The 22,090-nt window shown below is 60.8% G+C and carries 17 protein-coding genes and 1 tRNA gene; 6 read left to right on the plus strand and 12 right to left on the minus strand.

Translation table 11 applies throughout. The features are described from left to right. Position 1: 1 nt before the first annotated feature. The 4 genes from trpC to Q0792_RS00190 are packed head-to-tail and all read right to left on the minus strand — an operon-like array spanning position 2 to position 3,076. Positions 2-814 (minus strand): indole-3-glycerol phosphate synthase TrpC, encoded by an 813-nt coding sequence (trpC, locus tag Q0792_RS00175; protein WP_298835462.1) that lies wholly within the window; start codon positions 812-814, stop codon positions 2-4. Beyond that, entirely contained in the window at positions 811-1,482 is a 672-nt protein-coding gene (locus tag Q0792_RS00180) for a uracil-DNA glycosylase (protein ID WP_298835464.1), read from the minus strand. Before Q0792_RS00180 ends, trpC begins: the two co-directional genes overlap by 4 nt. Further along, on the minus strand, positions 1,479-2,498 hold the full coding sequence (gene trpD, locus Q0792_RS00185; RefSeq protein WP_298835466.1) for an anthranilate phosphoribosyltransferase: 1,020 nt from the start codon (positions 2,496-2,498) through the stop codon (positions 1,479-1,481). The genes Q0792_RS00180 and trpD overlap by 4 nt, the downstream gene beginning before the upstream one ends. After that, positions 2,495-3,076: an aminodeoxychorismate/anthranilate synthase component II gene (locus Q0792_RS00190; protein WP_298835468.1), complete on the minus strand. Its 582-nt coding sequence runs from the start codon at positions 3,074-3,076 to the stop codon at positions 2,495-2,497. The genes trpD and Q0792_RS00190 overlap by 4 nt, the downstream gene beginning before the upstream one ends. Before the next feature lie 189 nt (positions 3,077-3,265). Here Q0792_RS00190 and Q0792_RS00195 point away from each other — a divergent pair, with 189 nt between their 5' ends. After that, complete coding sequence (locus Q0792_RS00195) at positions 3,266-5,194, plus strand: divergent polysaccharide deacetylase family protein (RefSeq protein ID WP_298835470.1); 1,929 nt, start codon at positions 3,266-3,268, stop codon at positions 5,192-5,194. On the opposite strand, the gene Q0792_RS00200 is transcribed toward Q0792_RS00195, so the two are convergent. The 8 genes from Q0792_RS00200 to fabI form a co-directional block, all read right to left on the minus strand. Further along, positions 5,195-7,279: an EAL domain-containing protein gene (locus Q0792_RS00200; protein ID WP_298835472.1), complete on the minus strand. Its 2,085-nt coding sequence runs from the start codon at positions 7,277-7,279 to the stop codon at positions 5,195-5,197. Between the two features lie 148 nt (positions 7,280-7,427). Further along, entirely contained in the window at positions 7,428-8,465 is a 1,038-nt protein-coding gene (locus Q0792_RS00205) for a succinylglutamate desuccinylase/aspartoacylase family protein (protein WP_298835474.1), read from the minus strand. A 3-nt stretch (positions 8,466-8,468) separates the two neighbouring features. Next, positions 8,469-9,980 carry an anthranilate synthase component I gene (trpE, locus tag Q0792_RS00210; protein WP_298835476.1) on the minus strand — a complete coding sequence of 504 codons (1,512 nt, stop codon included), beginning with the start codon at positions 9,978-9,980 and terminating at the stop codon, positions 8,469-8,471. Between the two features lie 7 nt (positions 9,981-9,987). Next, the gene (locus tag Q0792_RS00215; RefSeq protein ID WP_298835478.1) at positions 9,988-11,826 is read right to left on the minus strand and encodes a peptidylprolyl isomerase; all 1,839 of its coding nucleotides are present in this window, start codon (positions 11,824-11,826) and stop codon (positions 9,988-9,990) included. An 81-nt stretch (positions 11,827-11,907) separates the two neighbouring features. After that, on the minus strand, positions 11,908-13,083 hold the full coding sequence (locus tag Q0792_RS00220) for an aminotransferase (RefSeq protein ID WP_298835480.1): 1,176 nt from the start codon (positions 13,081-13,083) through the stop codon (positions 11,908-11,910). A 133-nt stretch (positions 13,084-13,216) separates the two neighbouring features. Next, the gene (gene gpt / locus Q0792_RS00225; protein WP_298835482.1) at positions 13,217-13,747 is read right to left on the minus strand and encodes a xanthine phosphoribosyltransferase; all 531 of its coding nucleotides are present in this window, start codon (positions 13,745-13,747) and stop codon (positions 13,217-13,219) included. A gap of 7 nt (positions 13,748-13,754) precedes the next feature. Then, a complete protein-coding gene (locus tag Q0792_RS00230; RefSeq protein ID WP_298835484.1) occupies positions 13,755-14,357 on the minus strand; it encodes a LysE family translocator in 603 nt (200 codons plus the stop codon). Positions 14,358-14,361: 4 nt separating this feature from the next. Beyond that, a complete protein-coding gene (fabI, locus tag Q0792_RS00235) occupies positions 14,362-15,168 on the minus strand; it encodes an enoyl-ACP reductase FabI (protein ID WP_298835485.1) in 807 nt (268 codons plus the stop codon). Positions 15,169-15,309: 141 nt separating this feature from the next. Between fabI and pdxH the strand changes: the two genes are divergently transcribed. The 5 genes from pdxH (at position 15,310) to Q0792_RS00260 (ending at position 21,764) form a co-directional block, all read left to right on the plus strand. Continuing rightward, the gene (gene pdxH / locus Q0792_RS00240) at positions 15,310-15,915 is read left to right on the plus strand and encodes a pyridoxamine 5'-phosphate oxidase (protein ID WP_298835487.1); all 606 of its coding nucleotides are present in this window, start codon (positions 15,310-15,312) and stop codon (positions 15,913-15,915) included. A gap of 316 nt (positions 15,916-16,231) precedes the next feature. Beyond that, positions 16,232-16,729 (plus strand): cold-shock protein, encoded by a 498-nt coding sequence (locus Q0792_RS00245; protein ID WP_298838524.1) that lies wholly within the window; start codon positions 16,232-16,234, stop codon positions 16,727-16,729. Beyond that, positions 16,726-17,187: a DUF192 domain-containing protein gene (locus Q0792_RS00250; RefSeq protein WP_298835489.1), complete on the plus strand. Its 462-nt coding sequence runs from the start codon at positions 16,726-16,728 to the stop codon at positions 17,185-17,187. The genes Q0792_RS00245 and Q0792_RS00250 overlap by 4 nt, the downstream gene beginning before the upstream one ends. Before the next feature lie 40 nt (positions 17,188-17,227). Further along, positions 17,228-17,304 (plus strand) — tRNA-Pro (locus Q0792_RS00255). A gap of 800 nt (positions 17,305-18,104) precedes the next feature. Beyond that, positions 18,105-21,764 carry a vitamin B12-dependent ribonucleotide reductase gene (locus Q0792_RS00260; RefSeq protein WP_298835491.1) on the plus strand — a complete coding sequence of 1,220 codons (3,660 nt, stop codon included), beginning with the start codon at positions 18,105-18,107 and terminating at the stop codon, positions 21,762-21,764. The last annotated feature ends 326 nt before the right edge of the window (positions 21,765-22,090 follow it).

The following is a 22,090-nucleotide window of genomic DNA, read 5'->3' on the forward strand; positions in this document are numbered from 1 at the left end:
GCTACATGCCCCCGGCTGTCACCGGAGAGGACAGCAGGTCGCGTGTGGCCGTTTCCACGTCTGCCTGGCGCATCAGGCTTTCGCCGATCAGGAAAATCCGCGCACCATAGCGCGCCATATCAGCCAGATCTTCGGGCGTGCTGAGGCCGGATTCCGCGACGATCAGCCGGTCTGCCGGCACATCGCGCGACAGCTTGCGCGTGGTATCCAGTGTTGTCTCGAAGGTTTTGAGATTACGGTTGTTTATCCCCATCAGGCGGCTTTTGAGACGGCTTGCGCGCTCCAGTTCTGCAGCATCGTGTACCTCCAGCAGGACGTCCATGCCCCAGTGGATCGCCGCGTCCTCCAGTTCGTCCGCCTGCGCGTCTGTGACGGATGCCATAATAATCAGAATACAATCCGCGCCCATCGCGCGCGCCTCTGCGACCTGGTACGGATCATACATAAAGTCCTTGCGCAGCACCGGCAGATCACAGGCAGCCCGGGCTTCGACAAGAAATTCTTTGGCCCCCTGAAAGCTGGGTGTGTCCGTCAGCACCGACAGGCAGGTGGCGCCACCTTCTGCATAGGCCTCTGCCAGTGTCGCGGGATCAAAATCTTCGCGGATCAGACCCTTGGACGGGCTGGCTTTTTTGATCTCGGCGATCAGCCCGTAACCGGAAATAGAAGCCTGATGCAGATTGTCCGCAAAGGGACGGACGGGGGCGGCGGCGCGCGCCTCGGCCTCGACATCCGCGAGCGGTTTGGCCGCCTTGTCGGCGGCAACTTCTTCCAGCTTATAGGCTTTGATTTTATCCAGGATGGTGTCTGTCATGATGTCTCCGGCGTGTTGGCCCAGTTTATGGCCTGATGGCCCTGCGCCTGCAACCACGCATTGGTGCGCGAAAAGGGGCGCGATCCGAAAAAACCACGGCGGGCCGACAATGGAGAGGGATGGGCAGTCATGATCTTCAGGTTCCGGTCCGCATCAACGTCTGCGGCTGACTTATGCGCGGCGGCCCCCCAGAGCAGATAGGCGCGCGGCGCATCTGCGAGCCTGTCCAGCACCTGTATTGTCAGCGCCTGCCACCCGAGCCTGGCATGCCCCCCTGCATCTCCTGCCGGCACCGTCAGACAGGTGTTCAGCAGCAAAACCCCCTGATCCGCCCAGAACCTGAGGTCGGCATTTGCGGGGCGTGTGCCGATATCTGCCTCCATCTCCTTGTAAATATTGCCCAGTGAGCGCGGCAGCGGGGTGACACCGGCGTCGGCAGAAAAGGCCAGACCGTGCGCATGTCCCGGAGTCGGGTAGGGATCCTGGCCCAGAATGACGACGCGCGTGGCATCAGGTGAGGTGCGCTCGAGGGCTGCAAACACCAGCGTCGCCGGCGGCAGGGTATTGCGGGTGTCCAGTGCCAGCGCCGCCTCGATATCCGGCAGCGTTTCGGTGAAAAACGGCAGATGCGCCCAGTCGCCCAGGCGGCTCAGATCAAAGCCGGTCACGTGGCCTGGGTGATCCGGGCCACCGCTTTGATGCAGTCCGATGCAGCACCGCTGTCGACAGACGTCCGGGCCATCCCGACCCCGGTTTTCAGATCGGGTGCGGCATCTGCCACAACAAGCGCCGCCGCCGCATTGAGCAGAACCGCATCGCGGTAGGCCGAGGCCTCGCCCGCCAGCAGAGCTTTGAAATCACGCGCGTTTTCTTCGGGTGTGCCGCCAACAATGGCTTCAAAGGGATGCACGGGCAGACCGGCGTCTTCGGGGTGGATTTCCATGTCGGTGACAGTGCCGTCCGGGTTCAGGGCGGACACCCAGCTGACACCGGTAATGGTCAGTTCGTCGGTGCCGTCAGAGCCATGCACGAGCCAGGCCTTTTCGGACCCCAGTGCACCAAGAGTTTCTGCCATAGGGCGGATCAGATCGCGGGCAAAGGCACCCGTCAGCTGTCGCTTTACCCCCGCGGGATTGGTCAGCGGGCCGAGGATGTTGAAAATCGTCCGGGTGCCGAGTTCGGCCCGTGTGGGCATGACATGGGCAATGGCCGGGTGATGCATCGGCGCCATCATGAACCCGATCCCCGCCTCTTTCAGGGCCGCCTCGACCACTGCGGGGCCGACCATCACGTTGATCCCCATCTGTGTCAGCGCATCGGCCGCGCCTGACTTTGAACTCAGGTTACGGTTGCCGTGTTTGGCCACCACCACGCCTGCGCCTGCGACCACAAAAGCCGTTGCGGTCGAAATGTTCAGCGTGCCCTTGCCATCACCGCCGGTGCCGACGATGTCCATGGCGCCCTCGGGGGCTCTGACGGCGTTGCATTTGCCACGCATGACCGCCGCTGCGGCCGCGTATTCATCGACAGTTTCGCCGCGGGTGCGCAGCGCCATAAGCAGGCCGCCGATCTGGCTGGGTGTGGCCTCGCCGTCAAAAAGGATGGCAAAAGCCTCTTCGGCCTGCGCTTTTGTCAGGGGGCCGTCCGCAGCCGCACCGATCAGCTGTTTCAGCGCGTCACTCATGCCGGGACCTTCATCTCATTCAGAAAATTCTGCAACAGCGCATGGCCGTGCTCGGAACGGATCGATTCCGGATGAAACTGGACGCCGTGAACGGGCAGCTCACGGTGTTGCAGACCCATAATGGTGCCGTCCTCCAGCTGTGCGGTAATTTCCAACGTGTCGGGCAGGCTGGCCCGCTCGACCACCAGAGAATGGTAACGCGTCGCGTCAAAGGGGCTGGGTAGCCCTCTGAAAAGCCCTGTTCCGCTGTGGGTGATGTGGCCCAGTTTGCCGTGAACAATCTCATCTGCACGGACAACCCTGCCGCCAAAGGTCTGCCCGATGGTCTGGTGGCCCAGGCAAACCCCCATCAGAGGCGTGCGGGTTTCAGCCGCCGCCTGTGTAAGGGCCAGGCAGATTCCCGCCTGATCAGGATCACAGGGACCCGGCGACAGCAGAATGCCCGCAGGGTTCATCCCCATCGCTTCCTGCACATCCAGGGTGTCATTGCGGCGGACCACAATATCTGCGCCAAGACTGCCCAGATAGTGTACGAGATTGTAGGTAAAACTGTCGTAGTTGTCGATCAGCAGCAACATGTCCAAAACTTTACTTTCAGGGCTGGAGGACGCCCCCCCAGACACGGTATATATCGCGCATACATGTTCAGGGATGGTAGCCTGCGTCAAGAGGTGGCGCCGCCCGGAACGAGCCGGATAACCCGCAGGACGGCTGGCAGGGTGCCAACCCGCCGCCGGGGTATGACAAACTGAGAGGACGGGCTGAGCGTGGCCAGAGGTTTTATCAGAGGCGTGTTGTGGGGCAGCTGCGTCAGCCTCAGCGGCGTCGTACTGCTTTCCATATTCACTGACAGACCGGGACCGGTTGTGGCGCCTGCACAGACGGATGATGCCGTTGTTGCGGCGGCACCGGTTGATGATACGACGATCCAGCCAGTGGAAAACGGGAATGACACGCCGGTGGCCCCGCTGCGTTCTGCGCCGGAGCCGGACACTCTGGCCGGCCTGCGGACCGATGACCTGACGCCCGCTGCTGTTCCTCTGGCCGGTGATGTGTCGGCCCTCGGTAAACCAGCGCCCGCTGGCGGAGAGGGATCTCTGACAGCGCCGGCGGTTGACGCGCCGGTCGCGGGGGGCGGGCAAACCAGCAGTCTGAGTGTTCCGTCCGCTGAACCCTCGGTCAGTGTGTCTACGGACCCGGCCAGCCCGCCAGCCGCCAAAGAGCAGGGCGATGTTGCCGCGGAAGCGACCCCCGGTCCTGAAACGGGTCCGGCACAACCGGTTGCGCCGGTTGTTCAGACCGAGATTGCCGGTCTTTCTGCCCCTTCGACCGGGACGACCGTACCCGCCCCGGCACCGGATGAAACATCAATATCCGCAGATCCTGCCCAGCCACCGGCGCCCCGCGTCCCGGTGCAGCAGTCTGCGTTCGCCGCAGCCGGACCCGAGGTATCACCAGAACCTGTTCAGCCGGCGATACCTGAAGCACCGGTGGTTTCCGCGGGCTTTGCGGCGTTGTCCGCTGCAGGTACAGACGAGAAAGCGGAATTCGTGACGCCCGCACCCGCATCAGAACCAGAGGTTGCACAAGTGGCCGGGGCGGACACATCGACCGCGGGCGTTCCGTCGGCACAAACGCTTCCTGTGGACGTCCGGGCACCTGCGCCCGGTACCGGTGACGCGGGTGTGAGTGACCCTGCTCCTGAAACTGCGCCGACAATACAAACGTCTGTCGGGCAGCCTGACGCCGGCAGCAGCATCCCGGATGAGGCCGCCGCAATTGCGGATACGTCATCGGGCCCACCGTCTGCTGAAAACGATGCTGTACCGGCACCTGCCGTGCCCGGAACGTTGCAGGGCACGCTGGGCAACCTTGCCCAAGGGGTCCGTACAAACCGCCTGCCAAATCTCGGCGCGGCGGCGGAAGAAGAGGAGACGGCCGCTGAACCGGCAGAGCCGGAAGCCGAGGCAGGGGAAGCCGCGGTAATCACGGCACCGACCGGTGCAAAACCGGTCGAAAAATACGCGCGGCCTGCAGACAACCCGGACGGCAAGCCGGTCATGGCCATTGTTCTGATGGATACGGGTGCCGATCTCTCTGCCGGCACGATTGGTCTGCCGGCGTTGCGCAGCTTCCCATACCCGGTGAGTTTTGCTGTCGATGCGACGCTTCCTGATGCGGCGGAACGGGCGGCGGCCTATCGCGCTGAAGGGTTCGAGGTACTGTCCCTTGTCAACCTTCCAGCAGGTGCGGTGGCAAGTGACGCGGCGGTGACGCTCTCTGCTGCGCTGGACGCCGTGCCGGAAGCTGTAGGTGTTCTTGAAGGGCCCGGAACCGGCGTGCAGACCACCCGGGAAGCCAGTGAACAGGTCACCGGCAGTCTGGCAGACAGCGGCCACGGATTTGTCACACAGAACCGCGGCCTGAACACTGTACAGAAACTCGCCGCACGTGCCGGTGTGCCGTCGGCGGTGGTGTTCCGCGACTTTGACGGTCAGGACCAGTCGCCGGCTGTCATCCGCCGTTTTCTGGATCAGGCGGCATTCCGCGCGTCTCAGGAAGGTGGTGTGGTGATGCTCGGCCGTTTGCGCGAAGAAACCGTTTCAGCACTGCTGGTATGGGCACTTCAGGACCGTGCCGGCCGGGTGGCGATTGTCCCGGTGAGTGCCGCACTTTCGGTTCAGGAAAGCCTCTGATCAGGCAAGCCTTGCTTCCTCGGCCTGTGTTTCTCGGTCGCGGTACCAGGCTACGAACGCATCTTCCGGCATTGGCTCGGCAATCAGAAACCCCTGCATGATCTGGCATCCCAGGTCGCGCACCACGTCCAGCTGCGCCGAAGATTCCACGCCCTCGGCAACGATGATCATACCCAGCTTTTCTGTCAGGCCCACCAGAGCGCCGATAATGCTTTCCGCCCGGTTTTCCGGAACCGGTGAAATCAGCGACCGGTCGAGTTTGAGCCCGCTCAACCGGAGGTGAGACAGGGTAGAGATCGAGGCGTAACCGGTGCCGAAGTCGTCGAGGAAAACATTGAACCCGCTGTCTGCAATGCGATTGACGATGGATACCGCAACGTCCTCTCCGCTCTCCACGACGGTGGATTCCAGAACCTCCAGTGTCACATCAGACGGCGACAGGTAACGCTCTTTTACGGCCTGCATCATGCGATCAGGCAGGTGCACGTCGCGCAGTGTCGCAGGCGAGGCGTTAAAAGAAATCCGGGGCAGCGCCACGCCGCCTGCACGCACACGCTCCAGCAGATCAAGACCCTCCTGCAGCATCAGCATGTCGATCTGGTTCAGCAGGCCTGCTTCGTCTGCAGCCGCCATGAACAGGGCGGGTGGGATTACACCGCGTTCAGGATGTGCCCAGCGGACAAGGATTTCGCCGCCCAGCAATCTGCCGGTGCCGGTGCAGACCTGTGGCTGAATGTAGGGCCGGAACTGGCCTTCATCGAAACCGCGTCTGATTTCCTCGAAGAGAATGTTGCGGGTCTCAATATCGGTGCGCATCTCTTCAGAATACCGGCAGACAATGCCCCGTCCGCCGCGTTTTGCACGGTAGAGGGCAAGATCAGCCTCCAGCAGCAGCTGGTCCTGTGTCGCGGTGGAGGAACTGGCGAAGGTATAGCCGATACTGGCGCCGATCCGGCAGGGTTTGCCCTTGATCACGAGCGGTTCACTGACTGACCGGACAATGTTGTCCGCCAGCGTTTCCACGAACCTTGGTGCGGCGCGGGATGTGATCACCATGACGAATTCGTCGCCGCCGATACGTGCAATAAAGTCGTCAGGCTTTCCGTGCTTGCGCAAAAGCCGGGCAACCCGGACCAGTACATCGTCACCGGCTGCATGCCCAAGCATATCGTTTACCGATTTGAAGTAGTCGAGATCGATTTTCAGAAGGCAGATCCCGACATCTCCTTCGGCGCTGTTTTGTGGCAACCGCGTCATATAGCTGTTGAGCGCGCGGCGGTTTGCGAGACCCGTCAGCACATCATGTGTGGCCGCGTAGTTCAGTGATTTATGCGCCTGGTACAGTTCCTGGTTTCGTGCCTGCATCCTGCGGAAAGCGGCCTGGAGCTGGTTCTTTCGGCGCTCCAGACGTCTGATACTGCGGTTGACGCTGATCTGTGCGGGCAGAAAAATCAAAAGGGCCTCGATCGCGAGTACGATAACAGCACTGACGAATGCCGCGTTCTGAATGCGCTTTAGCCTCAGCAACTGTTGCGCAAGCCGTCCTTCCAGCAACGCGACCATGCCATCCAGCCGGTCCAGCAGTTCTGTCTTGGCCCAGAAGTTCAGTTGCTCGCGGATGTTTTCCCGCTCTGTGCCGCCGGATTGCGGAAAATAGATCGCCATGGCCGCAAATCGCTGTGTGAGACTGTCCAGAGGCATTTCGCCGGTTTCAGAATAATACGTCCTGACTTCTGCAGGCAGATCGGTTCTGGCGCTCAGTTCACGGTGCATCTTTTCAAAGGCTGAAGCAGAGGCGGCGAGACCATCTTTGCCACTCTGACTGCCGGTTTCTGCGTATCTGTTCATGTAAAAGAGAATGCGCTGGCTCAGCATGCGCTGATCGCCTGCGATGCTCACTAGTTCTGCGTGCGTTTCCAGCATGCGGACGCTCTTGAGCGAGACTGCATGTACTGTGCCCAGCATCGCCGCCACGAAGATCACGGCGATTACATATCGTCTCCAGAGTCGCTGTGGCCTGGAAATACAGATTTTCAGAAGTGCGCGCAGTACGGCAGGTTTCCATAGCCAGGATCGGGGGGCCATATTTCTCACTCTCGTCAGATCAGGCCTTTGCAGACCGTCACAATACGGGAACGTAATGACGCAGGATCATTGAGGAAGTTTCAAAAGCCGTCGGATCGGAGGGCGCAAAATGTCTTCGATTTAAAACAAATCTGCAGTGCCGGAGCGTTCAGATGATTTCATCCTCATCAAAAAGCGGGTCGCTTTCGAGCTGCGCCGCAAGACCCTCGACCGTGTCCTCTGCGGCGGTCGGGCTGAGGGCTGCAAGATGAAAGACCGCGTCCCCCTCGTTGACCACAGGCAGAATGGCCCGGCCGATCAGGATGCCGTCAGACGGAGCAATAAGGTCTGTTTCGATCCCGCCAAAAGGGTCAGAGACACTGGCCAGCACATCACCGGCACTGACGGTTTCGCCCTCGGCACGGAAGGTGCGCAGCAATCCACCCGCAGGCGCGCGCAACCAGGTGGAGGACTTGCACAGGTAGGGTCGTGCGCGCGCCTTGGAGATCCCGCGCGCGGGCAGCATATCAAGGCTGCGCAACACGCGCAGGATACCTGCAACACCCGCCCGCACCGCCATTTCGTCAAAGCGCAGCCCTTCACCGGCCTCATAAAGCAACACAGGTGTGCCGCGCTCTGCAGCCTCGGCGCGCAGCGAGCCGTCGCGCAGCGGTGATGTCAGGATCACCGGCGCGCCGAAAGCTTCCGCCATCGCCGCCGTTTTGCTGTGACCGGGCGACACCCTGATCTGAGGCAGGTTTGTGCGGTGGACCGCCGCTGAGTGCAGATCAATGCCGGTATCACAGCGCAGAACCACCTCGTTGAGGAAAATATGCGCCAGCCGTGATCCCAGAGATCCCGACGGATGCCCGGGGAAACACCGGTTCAGGTCACGCCGGTCGGGCAGGTACCGCGACCGGTTCAGAAACCCAAACGAGTTGACGATGGGCACCACCAGCAGCGTACCCCGGAGCGATTTCAGCTGGGGCGCGCGCAACAGCCGTCGCACGATCTCTACGCCGATGACCTCGTCGCCATGCACCGCTGCCGAAACAAACACCGTCGGGCCCGCGCGTCTGCCGTGGTGAACACGCACGGACAGGCTGACCGGCGTGTGATCGGGCATGCTCGAGACAGGCAGGTGAACCGTATCCGCGTTACCCGGCGCGATGCGGTGGCCCGCTATCTCAAATGAGGCGCGGGCCACGGATCAGCTGTTCCCGTCGCCGGAAAAGCGCGCCGCATCCGCTGCTGCGCGCCGGATCGCGTTGGATTTGTGCACTGTTTCCATATATTCAGCCTCCGGATCGCTGTCATAGACAACACCGCCACCGGCCTGAATATAAAGCTTTTTGTCCTGCACGACGGCGGTACGCAGCGCGATACACATATCCATGTCACCGCCCGCGCTGAAATAGCCGACACCGCCGCCGTAGACGCCGCGTTTTTCGGGTTCCAGCTCGTCAATGATCTCCATCGCACGAACCTTGGGGGCCCCGGAAACCGTGCCTGCAGGCATGCCCGCAAAGAATGCATCCAGCGCGTCCTTGCCCTCGTTCAGCTCGCCCACAACGTTCGAGACGATGTGCATCACGTGGCTGTAGCGCTCGACGATGAATTCTTCGGTCGGGCGCACCGTGCCGATTTTTGCAACCCGGCCCACATCGTTGCGGCCCAGATCAAGCAGCATCAGGTGTTCGGCCAGCTCTTTTTTGTCGGCCAGCAGATCGGCTTCCAGCGCGCGGTCCTCTTCTGGTGTCGCACCGCGTGGGCGGGTGCCGGCGATCGGGCGGATCGTGACCTCCTGACCAAAGACACGCACCAGAATTTCCGGGCTGGCACCGATCACCTGAAACCCACCGAAGTTGAAATAGAACATGAACGGCGACGGATTCGTGCGCCGCAGCGAGCGATAAAGCGCAAATGGATCCTGCGGGAAATCCTGGGTCCATCGCTGGGCCGGGACAACCTGAAAAATGTCACCGGCAACAATGTAGTCGCGCGCCTTTTCCACTGCGGCCTTATAGCCTTCGCGGGTAAAGTTACTCACCGGGTCACCGGGGGGGACGGCATCGCCAAGATCGCGTGTTGCCGCAGGCATCGCCCGTTCCAGATCCCGTACGGCGTCCATGACCCGCTCGGCGGCCTGGGCGTATGCCGCACGTGCCGATTGTCCGTCAGAGGCCCATGCCGGTGAGACAACGGTGACTTCACCCTTGACGCCATCCAGAACGGCGACGACCGAGGGGCGCAGCATCACAGCATCCGGCAGGCCCAGCGGATCGGGGTTGATATGGGGCAGGTGCTCCACCAGGCGCACCATGTCATAGCCCAGATACCCAAAGAGCCCGGCGGCCGCCTGGGGCAGATCCTCGGGCAGGTCGATCCGGCTTTCGTCAATCAGCGCGCGCAACGCATCCAGCGGGTTGCCGTGCATCGGGGCAAAGGCCGCCGCATCATACCGCGCGGAACGGTTCACCTCGCTGGTTTCGCCACGACAGCGCCAGACGAGGTCCGGCTTCATACCGATGATCGAATAACGCCCGCGCACTTCTCCGCCTGTAACGGATTCCAGAACAAAGGCGTCCTTCTGTGCACCGGTGAGTTTGAGCATCAGCGAAACGGGCGTATCAAGGTCCGCCGCAAGGCGGGTGTAGACGATCTGGTTGCGGCCTGCAGAATAGGCGGCCTCAAACGCATCGAATTCCGGTGTCAGTGCCATGCCGGGATCAGGGGAAGTTGACGTGCACGGCCTGCAGGGCCTGCGGGTTGATCTGAGGGTCCGCACGGCGGGTGACATCCGCGCTGTAAATATCGAACAGGTCCTGTGCCAGCGTATCACCGGCCTGTTGCGCCAGCTGTTCGCGCAGGCGGGCATTGTCTTCGTTGTCTGCCGGTGCTGCCGTGCTGTCGAGCCGGACAATGATGACGCTGCCGGGGCCTTCGACCACGCGGACCTCACCGGGTTCCATCCCGAAGACGGTGTTCATAAAACCCGCGGGTGTGCCGCCGACAAAGTCGCTGCGGATGAGGTTTTCCTCGACGACTGCATCGTATCCCAGATCGGCAAAGCTGGTGCCGCTCTCCAGTTGCGGAAGCGCGGTTTCAACCTGTGCAGCCAGCCGGGCAGCGGTTTCGGTGGCCTGCCAGTGGGCAATCACGTCTGCGCGTGCGTCCTCAAAGGGCTGCGGGCGCGGGGGCAGAACGTCGTCCAGACGCAGTGCGAACAGACCGCCATCATCCAGTCGTTCGATTGCCGGGAAATCCTCGGCGCTCACCTGAGCGGCCTGGGCGCGGAAAGCCTCATAGGCTGCGACACCTTCATCCGTGGCAGCGGTCCAGTCGATCTGGCCGAGGACCATGTCGGTATCGGTGTCGAGTTCCTCGAGCGTGGCACCACCGGCCAGCATGTCATCGAGGTTCTGAGCCTGAGCATCCACCAGGCGCTGTGCGCGGTCGTTTACCAGTGCCGGGCGGAGAATTTCCTGTGCATCCTCGAAGGATGTTTCCTGCGCCGGGAGCACAGCGTTGATCCGGAAGAGCGCTGACCCCAGAGAACTGGGGAGAGGGCCCACCACGTCACCGACCGAGGCTGCGAACACAGCCTCGCCCGCCTCGCCAAGGTCAGACAGGCTGACATCACCAAGATCCACGTCCTGCAGGGTCAGGCCACGCTCTTCTACCAGATCCTCGAACCCGGTTTCGTCGCCAAGTTTTGCCAGTGCAGCAGAGGCGGAGGCCTCGTCAAGATAGGCCAGCCGTTCCACCAACCTGCGCTCGGGCATGTTGAACTCAGCAGAGCGGGCCTCGTATTGCTCGCGCAGCACGGCTTCTTCGATTTCCACTTCGTCAATCAGCATGTCGGGTGTCAGGATCGCATAGGTGATCCTGCGGGTCTCCGGCAGCGTGAAATCGTCGATATTCTCGTCGTAGTACGCGCGCAGTGCTGCATCGTCGGGCACCTGCAGCGGTGCCTCAAGGTCGTCAGCGCCCAGGGCGGTCCAGGTAAAGCTGGCGCGCGCTGCAACATAAGTCATCAGTGTGTCCACGTAGGTATCGGGCATCTCCACGCCGCTCAGAACTGCACCCTGCAGCAGCGTGCGTGCGACTTCCTCGCGCAACTGGACCTCAAACTGGCTTTCGGTCACGCCATTCTGCTGCAGTGCAAATCTGTAGGCCTCGCGGTCGAACTCACCGTTCAGCCCCCGGAATGCACCGATGCTCAGAATGCGGTCACGCAGGTTTTCGTCACCGATCGAAATGCCCATAAGGGATGCCTCGTGATCGAGTGCGCGATTGGCCACCAGACGCTGCAGGACTGCTCGGTCGAGGCCGATTTCCTGTGCGCGTGCAAAGGGCAGGACCTGACCGCTCTGTTGCTGAAACGCCTGAATTTCCTGCTGGAGACCACGGAAATAGGCCTCGACGGGCAGGCTCTTGTCACCGACGGTACCGATACTGCGGATATTGCCCGACAGGTTGGTCGCGCCAAAGCCGGCGAGGCCCAGAAAAAGCAGACCCATAAGGATCCACATCGCCGTTTTCGATAAGCTCTTTCCAGCAGCCATCCTGACCTCTCATCCACAGGGACATTGTTGTTGCAGCACTGTCTATGCGCAGGCGCGGGCAGGGGCAAGGGGCAGGGCGCGTCAGCCGGTCACCGAAGCCAGGCGTGCGTAAAATGCGCCGATGCCGGGCACGTCGAGATTGGCAAAGGCAATCCGCAGTTGTCGCGCGCCGGCAGGATCATCGCCGGGACAGAACATCGTGCCGGGCAGGCACAGAATACCCTGTTCCCGCACCAGCCTTGGTGCCAGTGTCGCCGAGCTTTCGGCGAAGGGATGCGACATATACGCGAAATAGGCGCCGACACCCATCAGCGACCATCCACGCTCCGCCATCGGAGTAAAACCCGCCTCAATGGCCGCGCGCCTGCGCAGGATCTCATCCCGCTCGCCGGCGAGCCAGTCATCGAGGTTCTGCATGCCCCAGAGGGCCGCATACTGACCGATCTGTCCGGGGCAGATTGCCACGGTATCCAGAAACTTTTCGGCCTGCGCGAGGCGGGATGCACTGGTAACCAGGGCGCCAACCCTGTGGCCGGTCAGCCGGTAGGCCTTGGAAAAGGAGTACAGATGGATCAGCGTGTCGTGCCAGTCAGGGTCATGAAACAGATCATGCGGCGCCCCCGGTTGACTGTGAAAGTCGCGGTAGGTTTCATCGACAATCAGCGCGATGCCACGGGCGCGCGCCAGATCAAAAAACGCGCGCAGCAGCTCTGCCGGATACTCGACGCCTGCCGGGTTGTTTGGGGAAACAAGCGCAATGGCGCGCGTGCGGTCCGTGATCAGCACGGCAGCGGCCTGCGGGTCCGGCAGAAGTGCGGCACCGGTGGGCAGCGGAACACTGCGCACACCCGCCATATCGAGCCACATTTTGTGGTTGAAATACCAGGGCGTCGGAAGGATTACTTCGTCGCCTTCGGTGCAGAGCGTGGAAATCGTGGCGGCAAAAGCCTGATTGCAGCCTGACGTAATCGCCACCTGCGCCGCTGATACACTGCCTTTGTAGATGGCTGCCGTCCGGTCGGCGAGGCCCTCTCTGAGCGCAGGCATGCCGAGTACAGGTCCGTAAAGATGTGCATCGTCGCGGGTGAGTGCCGCATCGGCCATTGCCTGACGCATTCCGTCAACCGGCGGGTCCACGGGGGCTGCCTGACTGACATTGATCAGTGCGCGGCCGGGGGGAAACTCGACGCCATCGAGCCAGCGCCGCGCTTCCATGACCGGCGGAGCAAAAGTACTTGTGGTTCTCGTCTCAGACATCTGATCTCCTGTCACGCCGGGTCAGGTGGCGGGGGGCGCTGGCGGGATATTGCGCACCTGAAGCCGCAGAAGGTGCTGTAGTGGTCCGGCGCTGAATACCCCCGCCGCAAGCGGAAGGTTCTGCTTTGCCGGGTCAGTCTGTGCCGCGGTAGGGTTCAACATACTGCAGGGCCATATCCCAGGGGAAAAAGATCCATGTGTCCTGGCTGACGCCGGTAATGAAGGTGTCGACCTGTGGTTCGCCCTGAGGTTTCGCGTAGACGGTGGCGAAATGCGCCTCGGGGTACTGCGCGCGGACCAGCTCCAGCGTTTTGCCGCTGTCTACGAGGTCGTCAATGATCAGAATACCTGTGCCGTCGCCCATCATCTTTGCATCAGGTGCTTTCAATACCTGTGCATCACGGCGCTGGTCGGCTTTGCCGCCTCCGGAATGGTAAGAAACGACCGAGATCGTGTCGACGACGCGGATGTCCAGTTCGCGCGCCACGATCATCGCCGGGGCCATACCGCCGCGCGTGATGGCCACCACTGCGCGCCAGGCGCCGTCATCAGGGCCCTGACCGTCAAGGCGCCATGCCAGTGCGCGGCTGTCGCGGTGGATCTGGTCCCAGCTGATATGAAACCCTTTTTCATGTGGCAGGCGGCCAGGGTCTTTTGACGTCATGGTTCAGTTACCTCTCAAGCAGCAGGCGAAGGCCCAGAGCACCCAGCACAGTGGCTGCGATCCGGTCCAGAAGGGGTTTGGCACTCAGATAGCCCCGTCTGGCAGGTCCACTGGACAGCAGCACGGCAAAGAGCGTGTAGAAGAGGATCTCAAGCACCATATGATTAATGACGATCACGGCGATATCGCCGGTTGCAAGCCCCTGTGGAAAGACCACAAGGATCACCGCAGCCGCAAAGAGCATGGACTTGGGATTGCCCGCATTGACCAGAAGGCCGGAAACAAAGGCCCGACCGCGGGGCGTGGCACTGTCGGCAAGAGGGTCCCGTGCGCGGCGCCAGGTCTGCAGGGCGATCCACAGAAGATACACCGCGCCGGCAGTTTTCAGGATTGTGTATGTCCAGGGAAAGAGACGGAAAATGCTTTCCAGACCCAGAAGGGCCGCCAGCGTCCAGGATGCCGCGGCGACGCCAAGGCCCGCACCTGTGGCGATACCCGCCGCACGCCCGGCGCTGACGGTGGTCCTGATGAAATAAAGCAGCGCAGCCCCGGGGCTGGCGATGGCCGCCGCCAGTACCAGATTGAAGGCAATCAGGCTCTCGGGGCTCACCTGGTCAGTCCCTGCTCATATCAGGTGCATCAACCGCTTTCATGCCGACCACGTGATATCCCGCGTCCACATGCAGGTTTTCGCCCGTCGTGCCCGAGCCGAGATCACTCAGCAGGAACAAAGCTGCCTTGCCAACGTCATCGGTGGTCACATTGCGCCGCAGGGGCGAGTTGTATTCGTTCCACTTCATAATATAGCGGAAATCACCGATGCCGCTTGCCGCAAGCGTTTTGATAGGTCCGGCAGAAATAGCATTCACACGAATGCCGTCCTTACCCAGATCCTCGGCCAGATACTGGACTGACGCCTCAAGCGCTGCTTTGGCCACGCCCATGACGTTATAATGCGGCATGACCTTTTCCGCGCCATAGTAGGTGAGTGTCAGGCACGAACCGCCCGGGTTCATCATCTTTTCGGCACGCTGAACAACGGCTGTGAACGAATAAACCGAAATATCCATCGACAAGGCAAAGTTTGCGCGGCTTGTGTCGACATAGCGACCGCGCAGTTCATTTTTGTCGGAAAAGCCGATGGCGTGGACCACAAAGTCGATGGAGCCCCATTTTTCCTTCAGCGCGTCAAACAGTGCGTCGATCGACCCTTCGTCGCTGACATCGCAGGGCAGGACGATATCACTGCCCAGTTGTGCCGCCAGGGGGTCCACCCGCTTTTTCAGCGCGTCGCCCTGGTAGGAGAACGCAAGCTGTGCGCCGGCATCGGCGCATGTTTTTGCGATGCCCCAGGCGATCGACTTGTCGTTGGCCAGCCCCATGATCAGCCCGCGTTTGCCCGCCATCAGATCGTTTGCCATGATCACCCCCTGCAAAATTCATAAGTCAGTCTCTGACCTTTAGGCGATTGGCAGGGGGCCATCAAGATGTCGCGGTGGCCTTGACCTTTCCGGCACAACAGCCACCTGTTGTGCGCGACGGACACCGATGGAGCATATCAGATGGAAAAGCGGTCAGGAAAATTTGCAGGCGACGATCCGTTTGCCATCGCGCGGCGCTGGCTGGAAGAGGCCACCGAAAGTGAGCCCAATGACCCCAATGCCATCGCCCTGAGCACTGTAGATGCAGACGGGCTGCCCAACGCCCGGATGGTGCTGCTCAAGGCGATCGAAGACGATGGTTTCGTTTTCTACACGAACTACGGCAGCGCCAAAGCCGGCGAACTCGACAGCGCGGGGAAGGCGGCCTTTGTGATGCACTGGAAATCGCTGCGCCGGCAGATCCGTGTGCGCGGTATGATCGACCGCGAGGACGGGCCGGCGGCTGACGAGTATTATGCCTCGCGGTCTCTCAAAAGCCGTCTTGGCGCCTGGGCATCAAAACAGTCGCAGCCGCTGAGCAGCCGCAGCGCGCTGATGGCCGAAGTCGCCCGTGTCACGGCCCGTCATGGTACCGACCCGGCGCGCCCGCCATTCTGGGGCGGCTACAGGATCACGCCCGTAGAAATTGAATTCTGGGCGGACGGAGATTTCCGGCTGCACGACCGTTTCGTCTGGAGACGTGCATCTCACGAAGCTGAATGGAGCGTGCAGCGCCTGAATCCGTGAAGCAATTGCTTCAGAAACAGGGCATTTTCCGGTTTGTGTATTTTTGCACAGTTAATGTGCGCATGTTGTGACGCACCTTGCTTTCAAAGGCTTGCAGGAGCGTCCTCCCGCCTCGCGGGAAAAATTAACCCTTTCACAATCCGGTGATGCTTGCGACAGTGCATAATTGGGAATACGAGCCCTAATTAAGGTGCACAGGCGCGTTTTTGGTTGATAGATGAAAGCCTTTTCGCGCAAGAGTGTGGTATAGTGGCCCAGGAGTCCGGGAAGAGAGTGCGTGAACGAAGCGGCTGAAATCGCGACACCCGTATCGGGAATGGTCAAATGGTTCGATCCTGTAAAGGGGTTCGGATTTGTTGTGGCTGACGAGGGCGGGCCGGATATTCTCCTTCACGTGAACGTCTTGCGCAATTTCGGACAGAGCTCGGTTGCTGACGGCGCGCGGGTCGAACTGGAGATCCAGCGCACTGACCGTGGTGTTCAGGCGACTCACGTTATTGCACTTCACCCACCAGACACCGGTGACAGCGCCGGCCTGTCTGACATTGCAGCCCTCGATCCTGAGGTTGTTGCCGGCGCGCCGCTGGAACCGGCCCGTGTGAAATGGTTCGATAAAGGCAAGGGCTTTGGTTTCGCCAATATCTTCGGTCGCCGCGATGATATCTTTCTCCACATGGAGGTTCTGCGCCGTTCGGGGCTGTCAGATCTGGCACCCGGAGAGGCTCTGGCGCTGCGCGTTATCGAGGGCCGCAGAGGTCACATGGCCGCGGAAGTTTTCGCATGGGAAGCCGCACTCGACCGCGACGAGGAATGATTCTCAGGTTTGCGGCCGTTCTGGTTCTGCTGGCGGGGCCTGTGGCGGCACAGACGTGTCGCGATGGTACGGTCTATCTCCGCGGAGACTGGGGATCCGCGCGTTTCACCGTCGAAATAGCAGATGATCGTTCCGAACGCGCTCAGGGGCTGATGCATCGTGAAAGCATGCCTGCATCGGCGGGAATGCTGTTTATTTATCCTGCACCGCAGAGTCTCTCCTTCTGGATGCGCAACACGCTCATACCCCTGGATATGATCTTTATCGATCCGCAGGGTATTGTGCGCCACATTCACCATCGCGCCGTGCCGCTTGATGAAACGCCGATTCCCGGCGGCAGGGGGCTCACCCATGTGCTCGAGATCAACGGCGGTATGTCCAAAGCGCTGGGAATTACGGTCGGATCGCAGGTGCGTCACCCGTCTTTTGAACACTCTGATGCTATCTGGCCCTGTTAGGGCTTTTCAAATCATGTCAGCCGGTCTATGTGGGCGCAGTCGGAGCGTGGCGCAGCCTGGTAGCGCACCTGTTTTGGGTACAGGGGGTCGGAGGTTCGAATCCTCTCGCTCCGACCACTTTCAGATTTTTCTGTAATACTGACGGGCGCAGAACCGCTGTGGCTCAGGTCTTGCCAGGCGAGGTTCCGGACGCCTGCTGCTCAGTGACGGACTGCGACTCGATCCGTCGCTTGAGATCAGAATCCCCGGCGTTCCGCAGAATCCGAATGCACAATATGTGGTGTTGCTCCTGGCCGTCCTGTGACTAACCTCACCATATATGGGGAGGGTTGATGCAGTCGCGCCACGGCGGTGCCATAAAACTGTAACATCCGGTGAATATCCTTACCGGTCGGGTTCATTCGTTTACCTTTTGATAACGAATGTCTCAGAATGCGGCAGCGTATTGTGGATAATCTCACGTATCGCCTCAATGAGACTGCGTAAGCTTGCCGTACAAAAAGGAAAATCCAGACGCATGATCTGAGAGGTTGTCCACAGCCCGAACCTGCGATGTTACTCTGGGTTGTGATCTGAATCACGTCGTCGTGAACGCTGCTTAAATCACGCCTTCCGTCAAGCCGCTAAGTTTTAAAAAAAGTACAAAAATATCGTTGACCCACCAGGGCAAGATACGTCAGTTTGTGCAGGCCGACGATGACGCCACAACATGTAGTGGTTAAACGCTCAGGGGCGGATCGACGGGACAGGGGCATAAGACGATCAGTAATTTACCGATCTGAACCGTGACCGGGGCGCGCATTCTGCGTTGCTGCGGACCGGATCACTTTGCCTCAGACCGGCGGCAACGGGCTGGGCCTCAAGCGCAATGACGCGACGGGCTCATGGATGGAAAAGCTGGATATGAGGCAGCGCACATGAAGATTGAACGCAAATTCACCAAAGTCGGGCAGGATGCGTACGCAGACCTGGAATTCGTGACAACGGCGTCGGAGATCCGCAATCCGGACGGCACCATTGTTTTCCGTCTCGACGAGGTCGAAGTGCCTGCCTCCTGGAGCCAGGTTGCCAGCGACGTCATCGCACAGAAGTACTTCCGCAAAGCCGGCGTTCCGACAGCGACCCGTAAAGTAAAGGAAAAGGGCGTTCCCGAATTCCTGTGGCGTTCGGTACCGGCAGAGGGCGCGTCCATGGGTGGCGAGACTTCGTCCAAGCAGGTTTTCGACCGCCTTGCCGGCGCCTGGGCCTACTGGGGCTGGAAGGGTGGCTACTTTACCGATGAAGCAGACGCACAGTCCTATTTCGACGAAATGCGCCACATGCTGGCCAGCCAGCGCGCGGCCCCCAACAGCCCGCAGTGGTTCAACACCGGTCTGCACTGGGCCTATGGCATCGACGGCCCCGCCCAGGGCCACCACTATGTCGATTACAAAACCGGCAAGCTGACCAAATCCAAATCCTCCTACGAGCATCCGCAGCCGCACGCCTGCTTTATCCAGTCGGTCTCTGATGATCTGGTCAACGACGGCGGCATCATGGATCTCTGGGTGCGCGAGGCGCGCCTGTTTAAATACGGCTCCGGCACCGGCACCAACTTCTCGTCTCTGCGGGCAGCCGGCGAAAGCCTTTCGGGCGGTGGCCGCTCCTCCGGCCTCATGGGCTTCCTGAAAATCGGCGACCGGGCCGCAGGCGCCATCAAATCGGGCGGCACCACACGCCGTGCCGCGAAAATGGTGATCGTTGATGCGGATCACCCCGACATCGAGGATTTCATCAACTGGAAGGTCATCGAAGAGCAGAAAGTGGCGAGCATTGTCGCGGGCTCCAAGATGCACGAGCAGAAACTCAACCTGCTCTTCACCGCGATCCGCGAGTGGGACGGCACGGTCGAGGACGCCTATGACCCGGCTAAAAACGACGCGCTGAAACAGGCGATCCGCGAGGCGAAGAAGGTCTCGATCCCGGAGACATACGTCAAACGCGTGCTGGATTACGCCAAGCAGGGCCACACATCGATCGAATTCCCGACATACGACACAGACTGGGACTCCGAGGCGTATAACTCTGTTTCCGGCCAGAACTCGAACAACTCCATCCGCGTCACCAACGCCTTCCTGACCGCTGTAGAGAAGGACGCCGACTGGGAACTGATCAACCGCGTCGACGGCAAGGTTACCAAGACCGTCAAGGCACGCGATCTCTGGGAGCAGGTCGGCCACGCCGCCTGGGCCTGTGCCGATCCGGGTATCCAGTACCACGACACGGTGAATGACTGGCATACATGCCCTGAAGACGGCGAAATCCGCGGCTCGAACCCGTGCTCGGAATACATGTTCCTCGACGATACCGCCTGTAACCTCGCGTCGATGAACCTGCTGACCTTCCTCAGGGATGGCGTATTCCAGGTCGAGGACTACATGCACGCCACACGTCTGTGGACGGTCACACTGGAAATCTCGGTGATGATGGCGCAGTTCCCGTCCAAAGAGATCGCACAGCGCTCCTATGACTTCCGCACGCTGGGTCTGGGCTATGCAAACATCGGCGGTCTGCTGATGAACATGGGCTATTCCTACGACAGCGACGAAGGCCGCAGCCTCTGTGGTGCACTTACCGCGATCCTGACCGGTGTTTCCTATGCCACCTCGGCTGAAATGGCCGGTGAGCTGGGCGCGTTCCCGGGGCACGCCAAAAACGCAGACCACATGCTGCGTGTCATTCGTAACCACCGCAACGCTGCCTACGGCAAAGTGGGCGGCTACGAAAAGCTGGCGGTGGCACCTGTCCCGCTGGATTACAAAAACTGCCCCGATGAAAAGCTGATCGAAGTGGCGCGCGGCGCATGGGATCAGGCGCTGGAACTGGGCGAGGCGCACGGCTACCGCAACGCGCAGGTCTCTGTGATTGCGCCGACGGGCACCATCGGTCTGGTGATGGACTGCGACACAACCGGCATCGAGCCCGATTTTGCCCTGGTGAAGTTCAAAAAGCTCGCAGGTGGTGGGTATTTCAAAATCATCAACCAGTCGGTGCCGGCCGCCCTTGAAAAACTGGGCTACGGTTCCGCCGAGATCGAAGAGATCGTCGCCTATGCGGTCGGTCACGGCACCATCGGCAATGCGCCGGGCATCAACCACACCACACTGGCAGGGCATGGCTTTGGCGCCAATGAGCTGGCCAAAGTGGATGCGGCACTGGCCTCGGCGTTTGATATCCGGTTCGTGTTCAACCAGTGGACACTGGGCGAGGAGTTCTGCACACAGGTGCTGGGCATCCCGGCCGAAAAACTGAACGATCCGTCCTTTGACCTGCTGCGCCATCTGGGCTTCAGCAAAAAGGACATCGAACTGGCCAATGACCACGTCTGCGGTACGATGACCCTCGAAGGCGCGCCGTTCCTGAAGGACGAGCACCTGTCGATTTTCGACTGCGCGAATCCGTGCGGCAAGAAAGGCAAGCGTTTCCTGAGCGTTAACAGCCACATCACCATGATGGCTGCCGCCCAGTCCTTCATCTCGGGTGCGATCTCCAAGACGATCAACATGCCCAACGATGCCACCATCGAAGACTGCCAGAAGGCCTATGAGCTTTCCTGGTCGCTGGGGGTCAAAGCCAACGCGCTCTATCGTGACGGCTCCAAGCTCAGCCAGCCACTCGCCGCGGCCCTGGTCGAGGACGACGAGGACGCCCAGGAGGTGCTGGAAAGCGGCTCCATCACTGAAAAAGCCGCCGTGCTGGCTGAAAAGGTCGTCGAGAAGATCATCGTCAAGGAAATCGTCAAATCGCACCGCGAAAAGATGCCTCAGCGCCGCAAGGGCTATACGCAAAAGGCTATCGTGGGCGGGCACAAGGTCTATCTGCGTACCGGTGAATATGAGGACGGCAACCTGGGTGAGATTTTCATCGACATGCACAAAGAGGGTGCAGGTTTCCGGGCCATGATGAACAACTTCGCCATCGCTGTGTCGGTGGGCCTGCAGTACGGTGTGCCGCTGGAGGAGTTCGTCGACGCCTTTACCTTCACCAAATTCGAGCCTGCTGGCATGGTGCAGGGCAACGAGACAATCAAGAACGCGACCTCCATTCTGGACTATGTGTTCCGCGAGCTGGCTGTCTCCTACCTTGATCGTACCGATCTGGCGCATGTCGCGCCCGAGGGTCACAGCTTTGACGATCTGGGCCGTGGCGAGGAAGAGGGTGTGAGCAACGTCTCTGAGCTTTCTGAAAGCGCTGCCTCCAAATCGCTCGAAGTGCTTAAGCAGATCAGCTCCACAGGCTACCTGCGCAAGCGTCTGCCTCAGGAGCTGGTGGTTCTGCAGGGTGGCCAGCAGGGCTTTGCCGAGGAAACCGTATCCTTTGACGGGATTGCCCCGCTCGAAGGTTCCACAGGCGGTGTGGCCACCATGACGACCACCACGGCTGTCGCCAGCAGCACGGTCAGCATGGACGCCCGGACCAAGGCGAAAATGCAGGGCTATGAGGGCGAAGCCTGCGGCGAATGCGGCAACTACACGCTGGTGCGCAACGGCACGTGCATGAAGTGTAATACCTGCGGCGGCACGTCCGGCTGCAGCTGACAGGAAACGCGTCCCTGGGGGACGTGTAGGGGGCCTGGCCATCCGAGCAGGCCGGCCCCCGACGAATACCGGTAAGGGCCGCCTATTGGCCTGATCCGGCGGAAATCCCGCAAGGGGCTTCCACAAGAATTGAAGCGGGGCGGGGTGGGACCCTGGCCACTTCAATTGGGACAGAGTTGGACTCCGCAGGTTTCTGCGAAACCCGCTCTCTCCAACCTGGCGGGTTTCTCAGGAAACCCGCGCTTACACGGGGCGGATGCGTTCGCCTCTGACGACGTTCAGGCCGCAGGCAGAAAAATACCGAGCGGTTAACAAACTGAGCCTGA

Origin of the sequence: uncultured Roseobacter sp. (genome assembly GCF_947495025.1) — a bacterium.
In the GTDB taxonomy this organism is placed as follows: Bacteria; Pseudomonadota; Alphaproteobacteria; order Rhodobacterales; family Rhodobacteraceae; genus Roseobacter.